The sequence below is a fragment of the Hoylesella shahii genome (assembly GCF_937990675.1).
Taxonomy (GTDB): domain Bacteria; phylum Bacteroidota; class Bacteroidia; order Bacteroidales; family Bacteroidaceae; genus Prevotella; species Prevotella shahii.
On sequence record NZ_CALKQY010000002.1, the window covers coordinates 1 to 17,517 of the forward strand.

Sequence of the window (17,517 nt, forward strand, 5' to 3'; positions counted from 1 at the left end):
ACGCAGTGCTATCTCCTACAAAACGCAGTGCTATCTCCTACAAAACGCAGTGCTAAATGCAGCAAAACACAGCATAAGATGATGCATTTTGCACCTTTTTGAGGAATTTATGGTAGACTGAATGACGAAAAACTGTGGGGATTTTGAGTGAAAAGTGGCCAAAAATGGTGCTTTTTGACGACTAAAAGCGGTTTTCTGGGCGGTGAAATTTTCCGTTCCAGACTCCTTCTAGAAGGGCTAAATGGTGCAAAATGCCGATATGGTGCGCAAAAATGGTGTAAAAATAAATGCAGAACCTCCAAAAAATAGGGAAAAATCCTGCTTTTGAGCATCTGTTTTCTCTAGAAAGGTTTGTTTTGGAAGGGGTGTTTTGTAAAATATAAATACTCGATTTAACATACTTGTTAAACGTATTTGGGTACTAAAGTTTACCCAATGTGGGAGATACAACAAACAGTTGGTCCAGTTATGACCTATACCTTAAAAGGCTTACAGTTTAACAAAAACAGTACGCCTTTATCGTTTGTGTGTGTATAAAAGAGGAGTGGAAGGAAAAATGTCCTTCCTTGATTATTCATAACACGGCTATATCGCCCCCTGCTCTTCCACCACCAATCCATTTTCTCTTACGTGGTCTATAAGTGCTTTGAACGTTCGGTTGAAGCAAAGCGTGGGCATGTGTCCCGTTATAATCATTTGTTTTCGTGCTCTTGTTAGAGCCACGTTCAGCTTGCGGTCGATAATTTTCCCATTTTCTTCAAAGCAATTAGCCGTTAGAAAGTCGAGTTGATAACGGTGGACGATGGTGAACGAGTAGATAATTACATCTCTTTGCGAGCCCTGATAGCGTTCAACAGTGTCGATAGTGATGTTGTCTAGCTCGGCAATACCCAGTTTGGCTAGTTCGCGCCGTATCATTGCAATTTGATTGCGGTAGGGAACAATAACGCCAACGGTGCGGTTAGCATCAAAATCTTGTGCGTAAAAGCGGTGTATACGCCCCAAGATGCGGGCCACGATGCGTGCTTCGGCAGGGTTGGCCTTGTCGGATGCACCTTCGTTCTCGTTGTTTTCTGCGGCAAAAAACAGCAGTCGGTGAGCCTTTAGTTGGTTGTCTAGTTCGTCTTGTGCAGGCAAGTTGTAGTGCAATTGTTGTTCTTCTTGGTGAGCACAGGGCACCACATCAATCTGTTCGTGGGTATAAAACATATCGTTGGGAAAGCGTGCGATGTGTGGATGCATGCGCCCTTGGCGGTTAAGTGTTCCGATGAAGCGTGTGCGCCCTTGGCTTCGTTCCCAGTGTATCAGTCGTTCGAAGAGCGATTGGCGACAGTCGGTTATGCCGATGGCATTTAGCAGGGGATGGTTTACAGCGGCTTGAGTGGCGTTTTGCTGAACCACGGCCGGCAATTGCTTATGGTCGCCAATAAGTACAAACTTGTCTATGGCTGGCACATTGTCGTTAGCGGCGTTCAATCCCAGGCGTAGAGCCAGTGGCTGGGGTGTGTTGGCCGAGAGCAAGCCCACGATGTTGGGTTCTAATATCTGCGATGCCTCGTCGATAACGGCGAGGTTGAAGTGTTTTAGAGCAAAGATATTGGAGCGCGATTGCATGGTAGAGGTAGTACCCACAAACACGCGGCAAGCCTCGATGCGTTGTTTGATGAGGTTTAGTTTGGGGTCGCTCTCCACCAGTCGGTCGAGCAAAAAGGGGCGAAAACGTTCGTCGCAGCTGTATTCGTTGCCAACACGCAGGAAGGGAATGTTGGCCGATAGTAGCATGTCGCATATTTCGTCTACGGCTCTGTTGGTGTACGACATGAGCAAGATGTTGCCCTCTTGCTCTTCAACAATGAAGCGTAGAGCCATCGAAGTTTTGCCCGTTCCCGGCGGTCCAACGAGCAAGTAGTAGTCGCGCGCTTGTTTTATGCGTAGCAACACCTCGTCGTAACTGTGGTGATAGCTACGCGTGAGTGTGAGTTGGTCGTTATATAGTGGTGCTCTTTGCCCCAGAAGCAAGTCTTTGCGTTGAGGGTTGGCCGTGGCAAAGGCGTGCATTGCCTTAACGGCCGAAGCGTTACCCACGTCGCTCGAGGCATGCTCGATGGCGAAATGTTTAGCCTCTTTCAAGAAGTTATCGTTTTGTAAGCCATCGTTGAGGTGTACCACCAATTGGTTAACGGCGAGGTCTACGAGTACGCCTTTAAACAAGATGTTGTGTCTAACATCGGGTTCGGTCTGGGGTTCGTAGGTATATAGATACACCATATCGCCTCGACGGAAGTTAGGTAGGAAGTCGTCGGCCTGTTCGGGAACGATGAAGGTTAGCGTGTCCACGCCGTTATAGTCATTACTTTTCTGGGCATCTTTCAGCTCTAGAGCGGTAAAGATGTTCCCTGTTTCTCGTTTTTCGGCCAGTGGCATGTTCCAAAGATCGGCGCCACTGTGTCCTTGTGTTTGCTGTGCGCCCACCTTAGCTAGCAGTTGTTCGTTATAAGTAAAGGTAAGCATACGGCAAACATAAGCCCGTTGCAAAGGGTCTAGCATTTGCAGGGGTAAGGTAACGGCCTCTATTTGCGGTTCAAGATATCGAAGAAAGAATGTGGAATTGAGTTGGTTTTGGTTTAGCGTGTCGGGCGAAAGCTTGTCGATAACACTTTCAAATCCCCTTTGTGCGATACCGAACTCTTGTGCCACAATTTCGTTGCGCAGACGTATGCCCTCGTGAAAAAGGCGTTGCAGATAAGCCACCACCACCAAACCGCCAGGTAAGGGGTATTTGGAATAGAGCAAACGGATGTCTACTTGATGGTTAGACAGGCGGAAGTTGTGGCGCAAAACACCGTAGTAGAGCAGCAATTGCACGTAATGTTCTTCTTTTTGAAAGCTGCCATACTCGTTGGGTTGGTTGCGTTGGATGTTGTAGTTGGCACCCGATTTCTGTTCCACCAGCAGTCTGAAATCGCTCGTCATGAGGTCAACGCGACCCTGCAAACCCAGTTCTTCGCATACGAATGAGGGCTCGAGCAAAGCCTTCGAGCGGTCGAACCCCTCTTGGTTGGCATCAAAAAGGCGGGCAACAATCTCTTCAATGTTCTTAGCTTGGTTAACAGCCACCTCGCGAAAAGGTTCGCGCACGTTGAGGTCGGGACAGGTGCAAAACTCCATTGTGCGTTCTTTAAAGGTGTTGGTAAAGGTTTGTCGCCAGTCGTAATCAGTGTCGTTGTTGATAATGTCGTCGAGAGCAGCACCCGCAAAGCTACCCACCAGTATGGCTTGCGAATTGGCATTGGCCCCCATTCTGTTAACGGTGTAGGCCAAGGGATGGTGTCCGTAATCGGTAAAACAGCGTGCAATGGCACTGATGTCGAGCAGGAAGTCGGGTTCTATTACCACCAATCGTGGCAGGAGGGCATTACCTTGCTTGGTGCAGTCGAGCAAATTGAGTTGCATTCCCACGTGGAGTAGTGGTTTAAGATAGGCCAACTCGTCTGATTTTAAGTCTAGCGTCATAGGCTCTTCATAGCTTTCGTGGTCTATTTTCACCATAATGCAGTTGTCGTCGCATTGGTCTACGATGCAGCGCAGGTAGCGAAAGTCAACGTGTCGATACTCTTTTGGCGGCTTGTTTATGGGGGCAATGCGGCCAACGAGCGAGCTGGGGATGTGTTCGCCATATACGGCCGACACGAAAATGCTAAGTGCCCTGCAATGATAAGGCACATCTTGTGTGGCAATAGGCATGGCCCTGTTGGTTTCGCGTCGCATTTGTTGTATGGCTATAACATCGCGAAGGGCTATTTTATGTTGTTTACAAAGGAAATCAACCTTAGAGAAAAGGTTGCCGAAGGCCTGCAAACTATCTTGCAAAGCCCCATCGCAGGCCAGCGAAAGGGTGTCGTGTAGTTGTTTGTTCACCCCTACGGGCATTTCGTTAGCAGTGGAAAGCACGTGGGCAATACGCCTAAACAGTTCGTTGGCAGTGATGTAGGTGCGTGGGTTGGGCATGGTTGGGGGTGGCATTTAGCCAACGGTTAGGGGGTGAGACATGAATTGGAACACCAAGCAGAGATTGTAAATGTAGAGCAAAAGGGCAAGAGCCACGATGCCAAATCGCAGTACGAGGGCTGGTTTTGCAGGCATTTTTTTAAATAAAAAGGCCATGGCAAGAGGGATAATAAAGAGCCAATGCGTGCCCATGATGTAAGCCTCGTTCAGTCCGAAGCCCATGATAATATGCAAAACAAAGTCAACGCCCAGCCACGCCAAACATATTTGCAATAGCTTTTGGCGAAGGCCGAACACCAAACCCACCACGAAAAGCAGCACTAAGAAAGCTTCCACGGCATAGAACAGCCAATGTTCGTAGTGCACAACAACAGGGCGCGAGATAAATAAATCTTCTAAAAGATGTTCGCGATGCAGCATAATGCTCTCGCCAAACACATTCTCCACCACGCACGAAAGTCGCGGTGTGTCTTTGTCGGTCCATTTAAGTACGGGGTCGTTGCCCATGGGTTTTCCAATAATACGTTCCTTTCTGGCTTCGTGAGCCGTGCTCTTTTTGATGGCATTGGGGTTCATTTTTTGCACTTGTGCCTCTATTCGTGCCGACTCTTGTTCGCGTGGCAGCAGTTGAAGTGTGTATTGTGCATATAAAGCTGCTCCCAAAATTCCCAGCGGAAGCACGCAAGCCAGTAGCAAGCGGCGTGGTTTAAAGAAGGCTTTACCAGTGCAAAAGAGGTCGGCTAGCATGGTTTTAGCACCGTTGCTTATTGTTATTCCAGCCGTAAAGAGCAGTAGTAAGGCCGATTGCCACCAAGCCAAGGCCTCGCCTTTGAGGTGATGGTCGTTGGCGATATAGAGTGTTAGAACGAGTAACAGCAGCGAAAAACAAAAGTGGTCGGGTAGCATGACGGCCAACATTATCGATGCAAACGAGAACAATAGCGCAGTGAGCGCGAGGGCATCTATCAGCTTTAAGCCAATGTGCGAACGCAAGATGCGAAACAAAAGCACTGCACTGAGGGTGGCACTGAGTGTTAGCAACAAGGCCATGATGTAGATGGCGGCGTTGAAATCGAATTGCTTGATGATGGCATCATTGAGCCAATAGAAGGGTGCAAGCAACGGACCGAATAGCGGATGGCGTGAGAGTTCGTAGTATATCTTGCCGTTAGAGAGGTAGATACACGAGTAGGCATCAAACCCCGAGACGTGAAAAATCTCGTGAAACAACACCCAATAACCCCTAAAGCCCACGCGAGTAAAAAGGTCGTGGTACTTATATACGGTGAGTGCATTTTGCAATGCAAATACCAAGAAGGCCACTAAGGCCAGCGGTTTTTCTTCTTTTCTTAGTTTGAACATGTGTTCTAACTATATGTTATATATGTCTTGCGGTTTCGGTTATGATCTGAAAGAGATAAACCTCATGGTAAATCCATGTCTTTTTCTATATTGAAATATAACTTAGAGATGCTTTGTTCTATCTCTCCTGCAGATTTCCCTGAGTAGTTGGCGACGACTTTGCCATTATGAATATATGAGATGTCGTCACAAATTTCAGTTAGTACAGAGATAATATGAGAAGATAGAATCACACATTTCCCTTCTTTTTTCATTCTATTAATCCATTGCTTTAATATAATTGAGCCAGTGAGGTCAAGGCCATTGAATGGCTCGTCCATAATAACGAGGTCGTTATTCTGAAGCATTAAGCCTAAAATCATCAGTCTTTTCTTCATGCCTAGGGAGTAGCTTGTTGCGTATTTCTCTAGCGGTAAAGCGAATTTTTCATTCAGTTTATTGATCTCTTGTTTGTTAATTTGTAAATTCCGAGCCTTCAAGCAGAACGTAATATATTCCATTCCTGTGACAAAAGAGTAGAAGAAAGGTGTGTCGTTTAGATAACCAACCCTTAATGGCTTTGGCTTAATTACTTCGCCGTTATAGCTTTCCTGCCCCATAATACACTTAAACAATGTACTTTTCCCTGCACCATTCTCACCCATAATTCCATATATCTTGCCTGCACTGAAGGTGTAATTGATGTCTTCTAAAACGGAGTTTCTCCAAAAAGACTTTGAAAGATTGCGTACCAGTATCATGAAATATATTTTTTGAGAAACAATAATACTTTATAGGAAAACAATATGGTGAGTAATAATGAGAGCAGTGAGAATATGGGGAGCATGATTGAAACAGTCAATAAACAAAGCAGTATGGAGAATGCAATAAATATGGTTAGGTCGTTATTGCCAAAGATAAACCGAAGAAACTCCAGTTGGATAAAGAACAAGGAAATAACGATGTAAGATAAAATACATAGGTATAATTGTCCCCATGATACGTTTACAAGCCAAAGATACAAGATCATTGGAGCAAGCATTACCCCTGCATTGACAAAAGCATGTTTGCATTTTAACTTCAGGAAGAAGATGGAACTCTTATAATTGAAAATGTATTGTGGATTAACTTGAATACATAAGGACATGCCAATTGTTGCCGTTGTTATTAGGGTTGTAATGAACACGAGGTTAATATTATGGACATAGACTGCAATGCTAGAAATTACAAGTATTATAATATAGAATGGCAGAAGCATACGTCCTAAACGTTGATATTTATAACTTCCTTCTATTAAGAATGGAAAAGTAGGCAAAGGAAATGAGAAAGTTTTCCTAACAAGAAATGGAACAATAGTGCTTAGCAATAAAACAGCTATAATTCCAATCCAAGAACTTTTACTTAGCAGAATGAAAATGAAGGGGACAGAAAGGATAAAATATTCTACATGATAGATGTAGATGTACTTTTTACCGAAAAGTGTATTTAGGAAAATAGTATCAGACCGTGAGAAATGCCACGACAAGACCATCGCGCCAAATAGAAGAACTGTATAATATCTCGGGGCATTTGTTGTTATACCTATAAGTATGAAAATAATGAAAAGTAATATTGTACATGCAAATATCCCTACTTCTTTGCAAAGACGAAGCAAAGATTTTAACCTAAATTGAAGATATAATTTGATCATGATTCTATCTTGGATAGAAAAGACGTCAACTAAAAATCATCACCCGTCGTTAATTGTTTTATTATGTAGTTGATGTTTAGGTTATTTAGCTATTCTAAACAGTCTAAATTCTATAAGCCACCAAAGGATTTTCTTGTAAAAAATGTCAAAGAGAGAGGGCTCTCTTTGACAAATTTTGGGTCGTAACATATGTTAACCATAATTACAACCGACAGTTCCCTTTTGTAGGATAACCTTAATAAGCTTTTTGGCTGTATAAAAGTCCAGCTAATATTAATCCTGCAACCAACCAAGGAAATCCTCCGTTAATACTCTGCATTTCTTCCTTTGATAATTCGCTTACATAAGCATTTTCTAAATTCTTCATTGTTATTGGTTTTTAGTTAAAAATCTGCAGGAGTTTCCTGCAGTGATATCTTACAAAAGATCCATATCATTCTATTGTGCAAATATAATGTTTTTAATTTGGTTTTATTGTTTTTCCAGGATAAAAATAACTTTTTTTATATAATCGATGCGTGTAAGTGTTGGGAGTATTGCTGAAATCGAAGGATTTTGTATGATTTAACATTGCTACTGATCAGATAGCCAACAACATTTTACAGAAATATAAATCGTAGCTATCTATGTCTTTTAGTCAAGAATAACGGACTGATGAACAGTTGTCTCCGCTATTTGAAAGTTTGAGTGTTTATTGCGTTTACAATATATCTAGTTTATAAATCATCCTCAATAATTTTCTATTTTTACCTATGCTTAGACTTGTTCATGCCATAAGTGGGCGAACACTCCGTTTTTAGAAATTAACTCACGATGAGTTCCACATTCTGCGACTGTGCCATTATCAATAACGACTATCATGTCTGCATCCTTGATAGTACTTAGTCGGTGGGCGATCACTATAATGGTTTTTCCTGCATCAGCCAAATCTTTAAGCGTTTGTTTTACAAACTGTTCTGAGATGGAATCTAGTGAGGATGTAGCCTCATCAAAAATCAATATCTCAGGTTCTTTGTACAGAGCTCTAGCAATAGAAATCCGTTGACATTCTCCACCTGAAAGTGTTGTGCCTTGCTCACTGATGAAGGTATTTAATCCATGGGGTAATCCGTTGATAAAATCTTTTAATCCCAGCTGGTCTATGATGTTAAGTACCCTATGCATATCGGGCTGTAGGTCGCCAAGGCAGATGTTGGAAAGAAGTGTGCCCGCAAACATTTCTATTTTCTGAGGAACAGTCCCGACAATACGGCGTAGACTTTCATTTGTCACCATCCCGATGTCAAATTTTCCTATATATATATGTCCTGATTGTATAGGATAAATGTTTTGGAGCAACGAGATGAGTGTTGTCTTTCCTGATCCACTTCCACCAACAATTGCAGTTGTACGGCCTTTTGGTATGGTAAGATTAAGTGAAGTGAAAACTTGTTTCCGTGAGCCATATCGAAAAGAAACGTTCTCGAAAGTGATATCGCCAATTACTCCTGCTTCTAAATTTGCTTTTGAAGTATTATCGAGATCCTCAGTTTCCAACTCCAAAATCTGAAACAAGCGATCCGCAGCAATTAGGGCATCTTGTATAGTTTGGTTTGATGTAATTAATGATCCTATAGGTGAAAGTACATAACCAATTAGGGAATAGAATATCATTAAGCTTCCAGGTGTTAGTGTTTTGTCGATTACAAGATTACTTCCAATCCATAGAATTGCTATTGTAACTGAGGAAGAGACAAGATCAATGCTATTGCTCGCCAGAATACCACCCCGTGCACTGATATATGTATTGCGGATTAGACGTACAAATCGTGATTCTGTTTTGAGATTGGCATGATCTTCAATCCCAAAACGTTTGATTGTAGTAATAGCATTAAGTGACTCTACAAGCTGTGACTCCAAGTCTGCCGTAGTTTCCATTATTTTACGTTGATATCTTTTGTTTAAGTGATTGAAAAATAAAAATATTACTACAAACAAAGGGGCTGAAATGAGGGTTATCAAAGCTAACTTCCAAGAGTATACGAACATCACACCTACTGAGAATAGTAAAATTAGCATGTTTACTACAAGTTCGATTGAAACATTGTTAATAAATGTGCGAATTTTCACAGCGTCATTAACACGTGAGATAATCTCACCTACTCTCATAGTGTCGAAGAACTGTTGAGGTAGGTGTAAAATGTGCTTATAGTAACCGAGAATGAGTGTCGCATCAATTGTTTGACTGGTTTTCAATGCTAAGACGCTTTTTATTGTCGATATAAAAATGCGAATAAGGGTTATTGATATCATAATTACCCCCATTAGATTGAGCAAATTAATATTTTCATCAACTAGCACATAATCGACAATTTTGCCTACATATACTGAGGTGCTCAAGCCCAGTATGCTACAGATGATAGCTCCAAACAAGACCTCTAGCATTAAGGCTTTATGTGGGTATAATAGTTGGAGGAAACGAAGTATTGTGTTGCTTTTCATGTCTCCTCGTATAAAATTTTCTTTGGGTTCCAATAAAATCAATACGCCTGTCCATATACGCTGAAAATCTTCATGCGAAGTATGATGCATGTTTCCATCGGCAGGATCCATATATTCAATACTTTTGTTGGTAACCTTGTATATTACTACAAAATGGTGGAGAATCTCTTTTACAGTAACATGTGCGATGGCTGGTAACGGAATCATCTTTAAGGCCTCAGGAAGTGCACGTACACCCTTAGCACTTAAGCCCAGATTTTCTGCTGCTTCTACTAGACCTAGAACGTTGGTGCCTTTTTTATCGGTAAAAGCATATTGGCGTATGCGAGCAATGGGGATCTTCAAACCATGGTAGGCACATGCAGAAGCTAATGCGGCTGCTCCACAATCTGCATTATCCTGTTGCTTGATTTTGATACTTTTTTTAAACATTGCCATTAATGTGTTGGGATAAATGATATGAAACGATATTTGGTGATTGGTGTTGCGTTGGGTTCATCCAGTCATCTATGCTTTTATAGAGTAATGCAAATAAAGATTGTCGGGTAACTACAAAATGTACAATCCCTGTCATGCCCTTTTTGATAATTCCCCTGCGATTGTTCTTGCCCAGTTCAAAATAATTCCTATTCAGCGTACATTTCACCTTATAATATATACGACCATTATTGTCGTTAATGCAATCGGAGGATATACTTTTCACTGTGCCGTCTAATGTACCCCATTCATTGTAGTTGAATGACTCGATCTGTACTTTAATAGGCATTCCTTCCGTGATGAAAGCGATGTCGCGTGGTGCAACGTATGCTTCAATGTATAATGCCGTATTGGGACTTACCACAGCAACGGTTGTACCTGCTTGTACATTGCTACCTGGGTAGATACCTGTAAATTGTTCCAATGTGCCATTGATGGGGCTCTTCACTATATGTAGTGTTTTTGTATTGTTTATCTCAGTGAGATTAGATACTATTTCATCCTGTTGTGTTCGCAAACGAGTCAACTCAGTTTGCCATATACTAAGCTGGCTAGCTTTCAGTGAATTAAGTTCATTTTGTTTATCCAAAAACTTGTAATAATACAGATTGTACTCATTCTCGCTTATAAGTTTCTTGTCGAAGAGGACATTGTTTCGTTTCCATTCTTCTTCATATTGGCATAATTCTGTTTGCAATCGGTGAATTTCTTGTTGATACTTGGAGTATTCTTGTTGGCGGACTGTTGAGGAAAACATGGTGGGTGGGACGCCCTTAACCAAATGTGTTAAATCGGTAATTTGTGCCCGTAAATCTTCCAAGCGATTTCGCTGGTAGGATATTTTCCCGTCAGAAGTCCCAGTCCTGAATCTAAGAATCTCATCTCCTTGCCTCAATACATCGCCCTCTTTGGCATGGATTGTTTCAACAATCTCCGTCATAGGAGCTGTGATGCGACTTACTTCTCCACTTGGCCTTATTATACCGCGGCTTTGGACGGTGATGTCTACATAAATAAAAGGTAATGAAATGATGGTAGACATAATTGCAACTAGCACTATCATGTAAATAATGCGTTTTCTAGGACGTTGTTGATAGATATAGGTTTCAATGCTATCAACAATCCAGTCAGTGGGTAATAGTTTAGATTCTTGTTTCATGTTTGCTGCTCTAAGAATGATATGAGACCTTCTATGTTGGACAAAAATTTGACTCCACCTTATAATTAAATCTGATATATTTTAAATTCCAATACACAAGAGGAGTTGTACAAAGTGTGATTTGATCTTTTATGCCTTTAGCGCATTTGTGGTGTAGCAACATTTTTTAATATTGTTTCTTGTGTGCATATAAAATTTGTGGCTATATCATTATTTAAAGGGTTTATATTTGCAAAGGTAGCATTTTTCTATAAAGAGAACAACTTAATGCTAGAAAAAATGAATAGCATGGAAATCTTCTCTTATTGACAAATTGTTGTTGTTTACTACAGGTATTGTTTTTAGTATAACCACAATGTCAGTAGATAGAGAAGCGCTTAAATATTTAATAGCAGTAGGTGTCTTATTATCCTTCCGCCTCACCGTTCTTTATCTTTCGCCTCGCCCCTTTTTAGCTTTCGTTGTGCCGTTTTTCGTAATATGGTTTGTTCTGGATCAGTTGGAACAATGTTCCAGATAAGTTGGAATGTTGTTCCAATTGATCTGGAACCCAGTTCCAATTGAACTGGAATCCTATTCCAACTAACATGGAACAAACCGATATGTTAGTTTCTTTATCTTAAAGGCTTATTGAATGGATGCAATGAGGGTTGCGTTTGCATTCAACTATATATGTGCGATGAGGCTTTGGCGTCGTTTTCGCACCATCGGTTTCTAGCTGTTGAGCAGATAATCTACCATTGAAAACAAGTTCCACGCGTATAGCCAAAGGGTGAGCGAGCCAATGGCGATGCGCAGCAAGGTACGCTTTCGGCCTGTGGCCGTTAAGAGCAGGGCAGCCAAACTCAAAGGCAACACGTAGGCCCAATGGGCTGTCATGATGTACACCTCGTTAAGCCCGAAACCCAATCCCACGTGCAAGCCCCAGTCCATTGCGGCAAAGACCAAGGCCATGAGCAACAGTTTGTTGCGCCGTCCCACCCAAAGGCTAGCCACAAAGAGCAACAATAAGAGTGCTTCGGCCACGTAGTTGATGGCCCAACGATAATGAACGATGACTGGGCGTCGACCGAAAATGTCTTCCAAAAGATGGTCGCGATGCAGCTGAATGCTCTCGCCAAAGAGATTTTCTGTGATGGATTGCAGTCGTGAAGTGCTGATATCGGTCCATCGCATAAACTCTCCTTGCATCATGGGTGTACCCATTTTGGCCGATACATTATTCTTGGGGTTATGCTTAGTGGGCGTTTTGGGTGGTGTGGGGGTAGAATTTGTGGAGTTAGACCCTTGTTTTGGTCGTGTTTTTTGGGCCTCTTCCCATGCCAGTTGGCGTTTTCGTGCTTCCTCTTCGGCCTTTTTCTTGTCTTCAGCTTTGCGCTTAGCTCTAGCTTCGTGTCGCTTAACCTCGTCTGGCCAAACAAACTTTTTGTACTCAAATCGAGCGAAAGCCCATATCAAAGCCGAAGGAAGTAGCACGGCAAAGAAGAGGAAACGGGGGCGGAAAAAGTGGCGACCGTTGGTGAATAGGGCTGCCATGAACACCTTTAAACCATTGTTGAGCGATATGCCTGCCGTGAGAACGAAGAGACAAATGGTTTTCCATACAGGCATGGGAGTGTGCTGTTGCTGCTGATAGGCTGCCACTAAGAGGGTGAGAAGCAGCGCAAAAAGCGAGAGTATGAAATGGTCGGGGGCAATGGCCGAGAGCATAATGTAGGCCAAGGAGAAGAAAAACGCACAGAGCAGTCGTGTGTCGAAGAGACTTATCCCCATGGCGTGGCGCAACAGTCGGTGAAGAAACACCACCGAATAAAAGGCCGCGAAGATTTGCATAACTGCCACAACGAAGATGGCGCAGTTGATGCCTGTGAGCCACATCAGGCCTTGGTTAAGCATATACGGCACGTACATAAAGAAGGCCAACAGGGGATGGCGATACACATTATAGCCAGCTTGCCAATCACTAACCACGACATAGGTGAGGGGATCGAAGCCCGAGAGGTGGAAATGGCGTATAATATGATTCCAATAGTGAGTTTGCAGGGGTGTAAAAAGATGATAGTAGCGAGCTATTAGCAATGCATGCAGTGCCACAAAGATGGCTAGCAGAGGCGCACCAACAGCCCATTCTTCGCACCGAACCTTGAAAATAGCAAACAAACGAATACCATCGCGCTTAAGAAAGAAGCGCACCAGCAGGAAATTGATGGGCACACAAACGGCGAACATGGGTAGCGGAGCAAGTGTTTTACTAACACCTAGGTCGACAAAGAGGTTGAGTGTGGCCATCTGCATGAGATAGTTCACCACATGAGCCATGGCAAATCCCACGCCTCTCCCAGTGGTGCCGCCCACTTTAAAGGTGTAGCGCAGACTGGCCCAGAGGTTAAAAGCGAAGCTAAGAAGATAGGCCACGGTCATGGCTAGGTTGTGGTTGGTAAACTGCAACCCCACCCAATACGTGGCATATTGTATGGCGGTGGCCGTGAAACCCACGATGCCGAAGCGCAATAGCTCGCCCATGCCTTGGTGCTTACTTAGTTCTGAAGGGTTTATAATGTTGTTCATCCGCATAAGCTAGCATTTCTTTATCGCCTTGGCTGTCGCCGTAGGCCGTGATATAGTATAGTTCTCGGGGTGTGAAAAGGTGTTCCACGCGCCGCACTTTCTCTGCTCCGTGGCAGTTGGGCGAAGCAAAACGCCCTGTAAGTTTACCCTCTTTTACGGCTATTTGCGTGCCGATAACTTGCACTTGTGGCAGTTTAGAGAAGAACGGCAGCACCCAATTGGTGATGCTGGCACTAACAATCAGAACGTTTTCGCCCCGTTGGAGGCTCGTTTCAATGGCTTTTAAGCCTAGCGGTCGCAAGATGTGTGCGTTGTTTTTTGCAAACGATTGGCAGTGAGCATCGAATGTTTCGAGTGTCATCCCTTTGAAAAAGTGGGCGAATAGCCGCTCTTTGGTTCGGCCATTAGCATATAGGTGCAACTTCATCAGTACAATTAGGGGCAGAAAAAGCCCAAAACCCACGAGCATTCGCCATCTTCCCACGGCGTGAACGATGAAGGCTGGCAGGGTGTCGAGCGTGGTTAGCGTGCCATCGAAGTCGAAAAGAGAAACGCGATAATTCATAAAATATAAACCATTTAAACCCAAACTGTTGGGTCTTTATTGTCTAAAAGCTTTATAATTTTGTCGTTTAGAGCTTCAGAACTCATTAACTTTTCAACCTCAGCGGGCGAATTTGTAGGCGACATCCTGTTGTTTAAAGCTCCAAAACGTATTAACTCATCAACTTATAAACTTACAAATTCAATATATGATCAACAGAAACGCCATTATCCATGCCGCCACAATGGCTTGTGTAAAACGGTCGCGCAGCAGAATTTTTGTTGGATCGCCACTCACTTCGTCTACCACCGTGAGTTGCATGTAGCGCAGCAAACCCACCAAAACAAAGATACTGGTGAGGTAAAGATAGGGTGCATTGAACCTACTAACCACCTCAGGCGACACCGTGTACATGATGTAGCACACCAACGTAACCGTTCCTGTGATGGTGATGGCTTGGTTTACGAAGGTGAGATTATAGCGAATGGTGTTGTGGCGAGGTGCTTCGCCCGTCTCGTTCATGCGCAGCACATCATCGCGTCGCTTGGCAAACGAAAGGAAAAGCGCAAGGAGGAAGGTCATCAACACCAGCCAATTGCTCACCGCTACATCGCAAGCCATGCCACCAGCCAATATGCGAAGCACAAAACCAAAGGCCACTGTGCACACATCTATGATGGCATGGCGCTTCAACCAAATGCAATAACCCACATTAAGTAAGAGGTAAAACAGTACGATACCAGCCGTTTCGCCTGCTCGTTGGGGTAGGAAAAACAGTAGCAAGGCCGATAGAAGCACCAGTATGGCCATCAGCGCATAGCCCGTTGCGATGCTCACCGCACCCGAAGCAATGGGACGACGGCACTTAAGGGGGTGACGACGGTCGGCTTCAACGTCAACAATGTCGTTGAAACAATAGATGGCCGAGGCCGCAAAACTGAACGCAAAGAAGGTGACAACGCTTGCTATGGCATCATCGGCGTTCAGCAATCGTCCTGCAAAGAACATGGGAATGAGCACAAACCCATTCTTAATCCATTGGTGCGGACGAATTAGTGAGAGCGTTTTTTTCATCTTTCAAATCGCTTTGTTAATTTTTCCATCCCCTTGTTTAACAGCCATGCTAGGGGCAAGGTGATGGCGAAGCAGGCCAAAAACGTACCCCAATAACCCCATTGCATACTTTGAACGCGCACCAACACAAAGTGAACGTGCAGCAAATACATCTCCAGACTCACCATGCCCACCAGTCGAAGTGCGCGTTTAATGACTTGAGGCACGGCAGTTAGCCAGTTAGATAAGAGCAGAACCAGGCTGAACGTGGCGGGGATGTAGAGCATTCGCCCAATGAAAAGGGGGAACAGTCCGTGCCTTGTTTGCTCTAAATAGATGTCCACGCCAAGCGAAAGCACCACGGCAGCCACCAAGAGCCAAACACTTTGGGCACTTAGGCTTTGCCCTTGTTTTACCATCGCACCGCAATTAATGCCGATAAAGAAGATGGGCACACGACTCCAGAATATCTCGACGTGGCCAACGGCATTGTGAAGGGGAACTACCCATTGCACGGCCACGCACCAAACAATCATCAAAACGGGCAACCAACGGTAGACAGGATGGCGAGATACCAGTTTTACATAGGCTGGAGCGAAGAGGTAAAGCATCATTGTTGCAGGTATATACCAAAACGTTAGCTCATCGTGTAGCCAGAAATCCCAGTTCACTAACACGTCGCCAGCCAGGTCAATTATTTCTTTTGTCCCTTTAGCTCCTTGTAAAAAGCAGGGCACATAATACAAACTAGCCACCAACAACCATGTGGGATAGATGCGCAAGTAACGGCGAGTGAAGAAGCGTTTGAGCGAGGTGTTGCCTGTGAGAGCATACCAAAGCCCCACGCCACTAAGGAAAAGAAACACGTCTACACCCATGTTTCCCATGCGCCAGAGTCCGTAAAAGGGCGACAAACGGGGCACGCTTACATGAAAAAGCACGATGGCTATCATGGCCAAGCCCATTAGTTCGCTGCGGTGATGGCTGATGTTGGCAAAGCTTATGCCGTTGGTTGTTGGGGTCATTGCGTTGAGATTGTTAACATTTGGGTAAGGGAATGCGCTTAATAAGCTTATCTATAACCCACGCTAAGGCAATGGATGCCACGATGTAGAGCAGCAAACCTTGATAAATTTGGCCATGGCGCGATATGGGGATGATGAGTTTTCGCGTGATGGGGTGGGTAACGAAGAGGGCTGCCGAGATGCTACCCATCCAGCAAAGGGCGCGATAGAGCCAAGCCAAAAACGTGGCGCGAGCCAGTAATTGGGCTGTTAAGAGCACCGAAAGGCATACAACTAGGGGAACAAAGGTCCACCCCACGAAACTCTGACTGAGGTAATAACCCAAAGCCAAACATATTAAAAGGGCGCCCAACTGCTTGACGTGATCGTCGCCCCAGAGCGTAAACTTGTTTTGAAAGCGAGCATAGAGCAGTCCTAAACCAAAGGGGAGCATGCCTCCCATGAAGTTGTAGCGATAGCGATTCATGGTTTCGCTCATGGGGTTTAGTTGCAGTTGAACCAGCACGCACAGCACCATTACTAGCACCGTAACACCCCAATGTCGGCGATGAAGCATTAAGCGATAAAGCAAATAAAACTGCATCATCAGGCCAAAGAACCAAAACGGACCGGGCCAAATCATCTTATCGGGTCGGGGCAGCAGGTTGTTGAACATCAATAGTTGAGCGATAATCTTCAAACTGTCGTAATGCCAGCTAGGAGGTGTTTGTGCATCGATGAAAATAAAGAGCGCAAAGCCCACCGCCATAATTCGAAACAACTTAAGATAATGACCAAAAAGGAATTTCCCAACTGGTGCATAGGTCTCGTGATACTTCTTAAACAAACCGAATCCGCTTAGAAAGAGAAACACGGGTACGCCATAATGCCCGAAAAACGACAGCAGATGTAGTGGTAAATGGACGTCGGCATGCAGCAAAGCGCGGTTCATGCTGGCCACGTTTTCCTGGTTAAAGGTGTATTCGTTCTCTTTAACCATCGGACCAAGCCAATGGCAATAGTTGTGCAAAAATATGCCAATGATGGCCAAACCGCGCATGCAGGCCCCCATGCCAGTGCCTTTTTGCTTGGCATTGGCTTTGTTGGCTTGGTTGTTAGCAGCTATTGTTGCCGTTTGTGTTGAGGCTGTTACAATGCTTTTATTGGTTTGATGTTGCTCGTTTTGTGGCAT

11 protein-coding genes are annotated in these 17,517 nt (G+C 44.1%); all 11 read right to left on the reverse strand.

Going from position 1 to position 17,517, the window contains the following annotated elements:
- Window positions 1-585: 585 nt before the first annotated feature.
- A complete protein-coding gene (locus QME03_RS00230) occupies window positions 586-4,008 on the reverse strand; it encodes an AAA domain-containing protein (RefSeq protein WP_281723093.1) in 3,423 nt (1,140 codons plus the stop codon).
- Between the two features lie 15 nt (window positions 4,009-4,023).
- Entirely contained in the window at window positions 4,024-5,370 is a 1,347-nt protein-coding gene (locus QME03_RS00235) for a DUF6080 domain-containing protein (protein WP_281723063.1), read from the reverse strand.
- Between the two features lie 62 nt (window positions 5,371-5,432).
- Entirely contained in the window at window positions 5,433-6,110 is a 678-nt protein-coding gene (locus QME03_RS00240) for an ABC transporter ATP-binding protein (RefSeq protein WP_025815420.1), read from the reverse strand.
- Window positions 6,111-7,274: 1,164 nt separating this feature from the next.
- The gene (locus QME03_RS00245) at window positions 7,275-7,406 is read right to left on the reverse strand and encodes a class IIb bacteriocin, lactobin A/cerein 7B family (RefSeq protein WP_110370035.1); all 132 of its coding nucleotides are present in this window, start codon (window positions 7,404-7,406) and stop codon (window positions 7,275-7,277) included.
- A gap of 389 nt (window positions 7,407-7,795) precedes the next feature.
- Entirely contained in the window at window positions 7,796-9,952 is a 2,157-nt protein-coding gene (locus tag QME03_RS00250) for a peptidase domain-containing ABC transporter (RefSeq protein ID WP_110370056.1), read from the reverse strand.
- On the reverse strand, window positions 9,945-11,156 hold the full coding sequence (locus tag QME03_RS00255) for an HlyD family secretion protein (RefSeq protein WP_025815418.1): 1,212 nt from the start codon (window positions 11,154-11,156) through the stop codon (window positions 9,945-9,947). Before QME03_RS00255 ends, QME03_RS00250 begins: the two co-directional genes overlap by 8 nt.
- A gap of 714 nt (window positions 11,157-11,870) precedes the next feature.
- Window positions 11,871-13,724, reverse strand: a complete 1,854-nt coding sequence (locus QME03_RS00260; protein WP_281723064.1) for a DUF6080 domain-containing protein — start codon at window positions 13,722-13,724, stop codon at window positions 11,871-11,873.
- Entirely contained in the window at window positions 13,690-14,289 is a 600-nt protein-coding gene (locus tag QME03_RS00265) for an HAD family hydrolase (protein ID WP_110370037.1), read from the reverse strand. The genes QME03_RS00260 and QME03_RS00265 overlap by 35 nt, the downstream gene beginning before the upstream one ends.
- Before the next feature lie 180 nt (window positions 14,290-14,469).
- Window positions 14,470-15,342 carry a decaprenyl-phosphate phosphoribosyltransferase gene (locus tag QME03_RS00270; protein WP_281723065.1) on the reverse strand — a complete coding sequence of 291 codons (873 nt, stop codon included), beginning with the start codon at window positions 15,340-15,342 and terminating at the stop codon, window positions 14,470-14,472.
- The gene (locus tag QME03_RS00275) at window positions 15,339-16,346 is read right to left on the reverse strand and encodes an acyltransferase family protein (protein WP_281723066.1); all 1,008 of its coding nucleotides are present in this window, start codon (window positions 16,344-16,346) and stop codon (window positions 15,339-15,341) included. Before QME03_RS00275 ends, QME03_RS00270 begins: the two co-directional genes overlap by 4 nt.
- Before the next feature lie 13 nt (window positions 16,347-16,359).
- Window positions 16,360-17,517: an acyltransferase family protein gene (locus QME03_RS00280; RefSeq protein ID WP_281723067.1), complete on the reverse strand. Its 1,158-nt coding sequence runs from the start codon at window positions 17,515-17,517 to the stop codon at window positions 16,360-16,362.

What these genes read in the sequence shown, in the direction of transcription:
- QME03_RS00230 (WP_281723093.1), bottom strand. Translation starts at nt 4,008, where the DNA reads ATGCCCAACCCACGCACCTACATCACTGCCAACGAACTGTTTAGGCGT.
- QME03_RS00235 (WP_281723063.1), bottom strand. Translation starts at nt 5,370, where the DNA reads ATGTTCAAACTAAGAAAAGAAGAAAAACCGCTGGCCTTAGTGGCCTTC.
- QME03_RS00240 (WP_025815420.1), bottom strand. Translation starts at nt 6,110, where the DNA reads ATGATACTGGTACGCAATCTTTCAAAGTCTTTTTGGAGAAACTCCGTT.
- QME03_RS00245 (WP_110370035.1), bottom strand. Translation starts at nt 7,406, where the DNA reads ATGAAGAATTTAGAAAATGCTTATGTAAGCGAATTATCAAAGGAAGAA.
- QME03_RS00250 (WP_110370056.1), bottom strand. Translation starts at nt 9,952, where the DNA reads ATGTTTAAAAAAAGTATCAAAATCAAGCAACAGGATAATGCAGATTGT.
- QME03_RS00255 (WP_025815418.1), bottom strand. Translation starts at nt 11,156, where the DNA reads ATGAAACAAGAATCTAAACTATTACCCACTGACTGGATTGTTGATAGC.
- QME03_RS00260 (WP_281723064.1), bottom strand. Translation starts at nt 13,724, where the DNA reads ATGAACAACATTATAAACCCTTCAGAACTAAGTAAGCACCAAGGCATG.
- QME03_RS00265 (WP_110370037.1), bottom strand. Translation starts at nt 14,289, where the DNA reads ATGAATTATCGCGTTTCTCTTTTCGACTTCGATGGCACGCTAACCACG.
- QME03_RS00270 (WP_281723065.1), bottom strand. Translation starts at nt 15,342, where the DNA reads ATGAAAAAAACGCTCTCACTAATTCGTCCGCACCAATGGATTAAGAAT.
- QME03_RS00275 (WP_281723066.1), bottom strand. Translation starts at nt 16,346, where the DNA reads ATGACCCCAACAACCAACGGCATAAGCTTTGCCAACATCAGCCATCAC.
- QME03_RS00280 (WP_281723067.1), bottom strand. Translation starts at nt 17,517, where the DNA reads ATGCCACAAAACGAGCAACATCAAACCAATAAAAGCATTGTAACAGCC.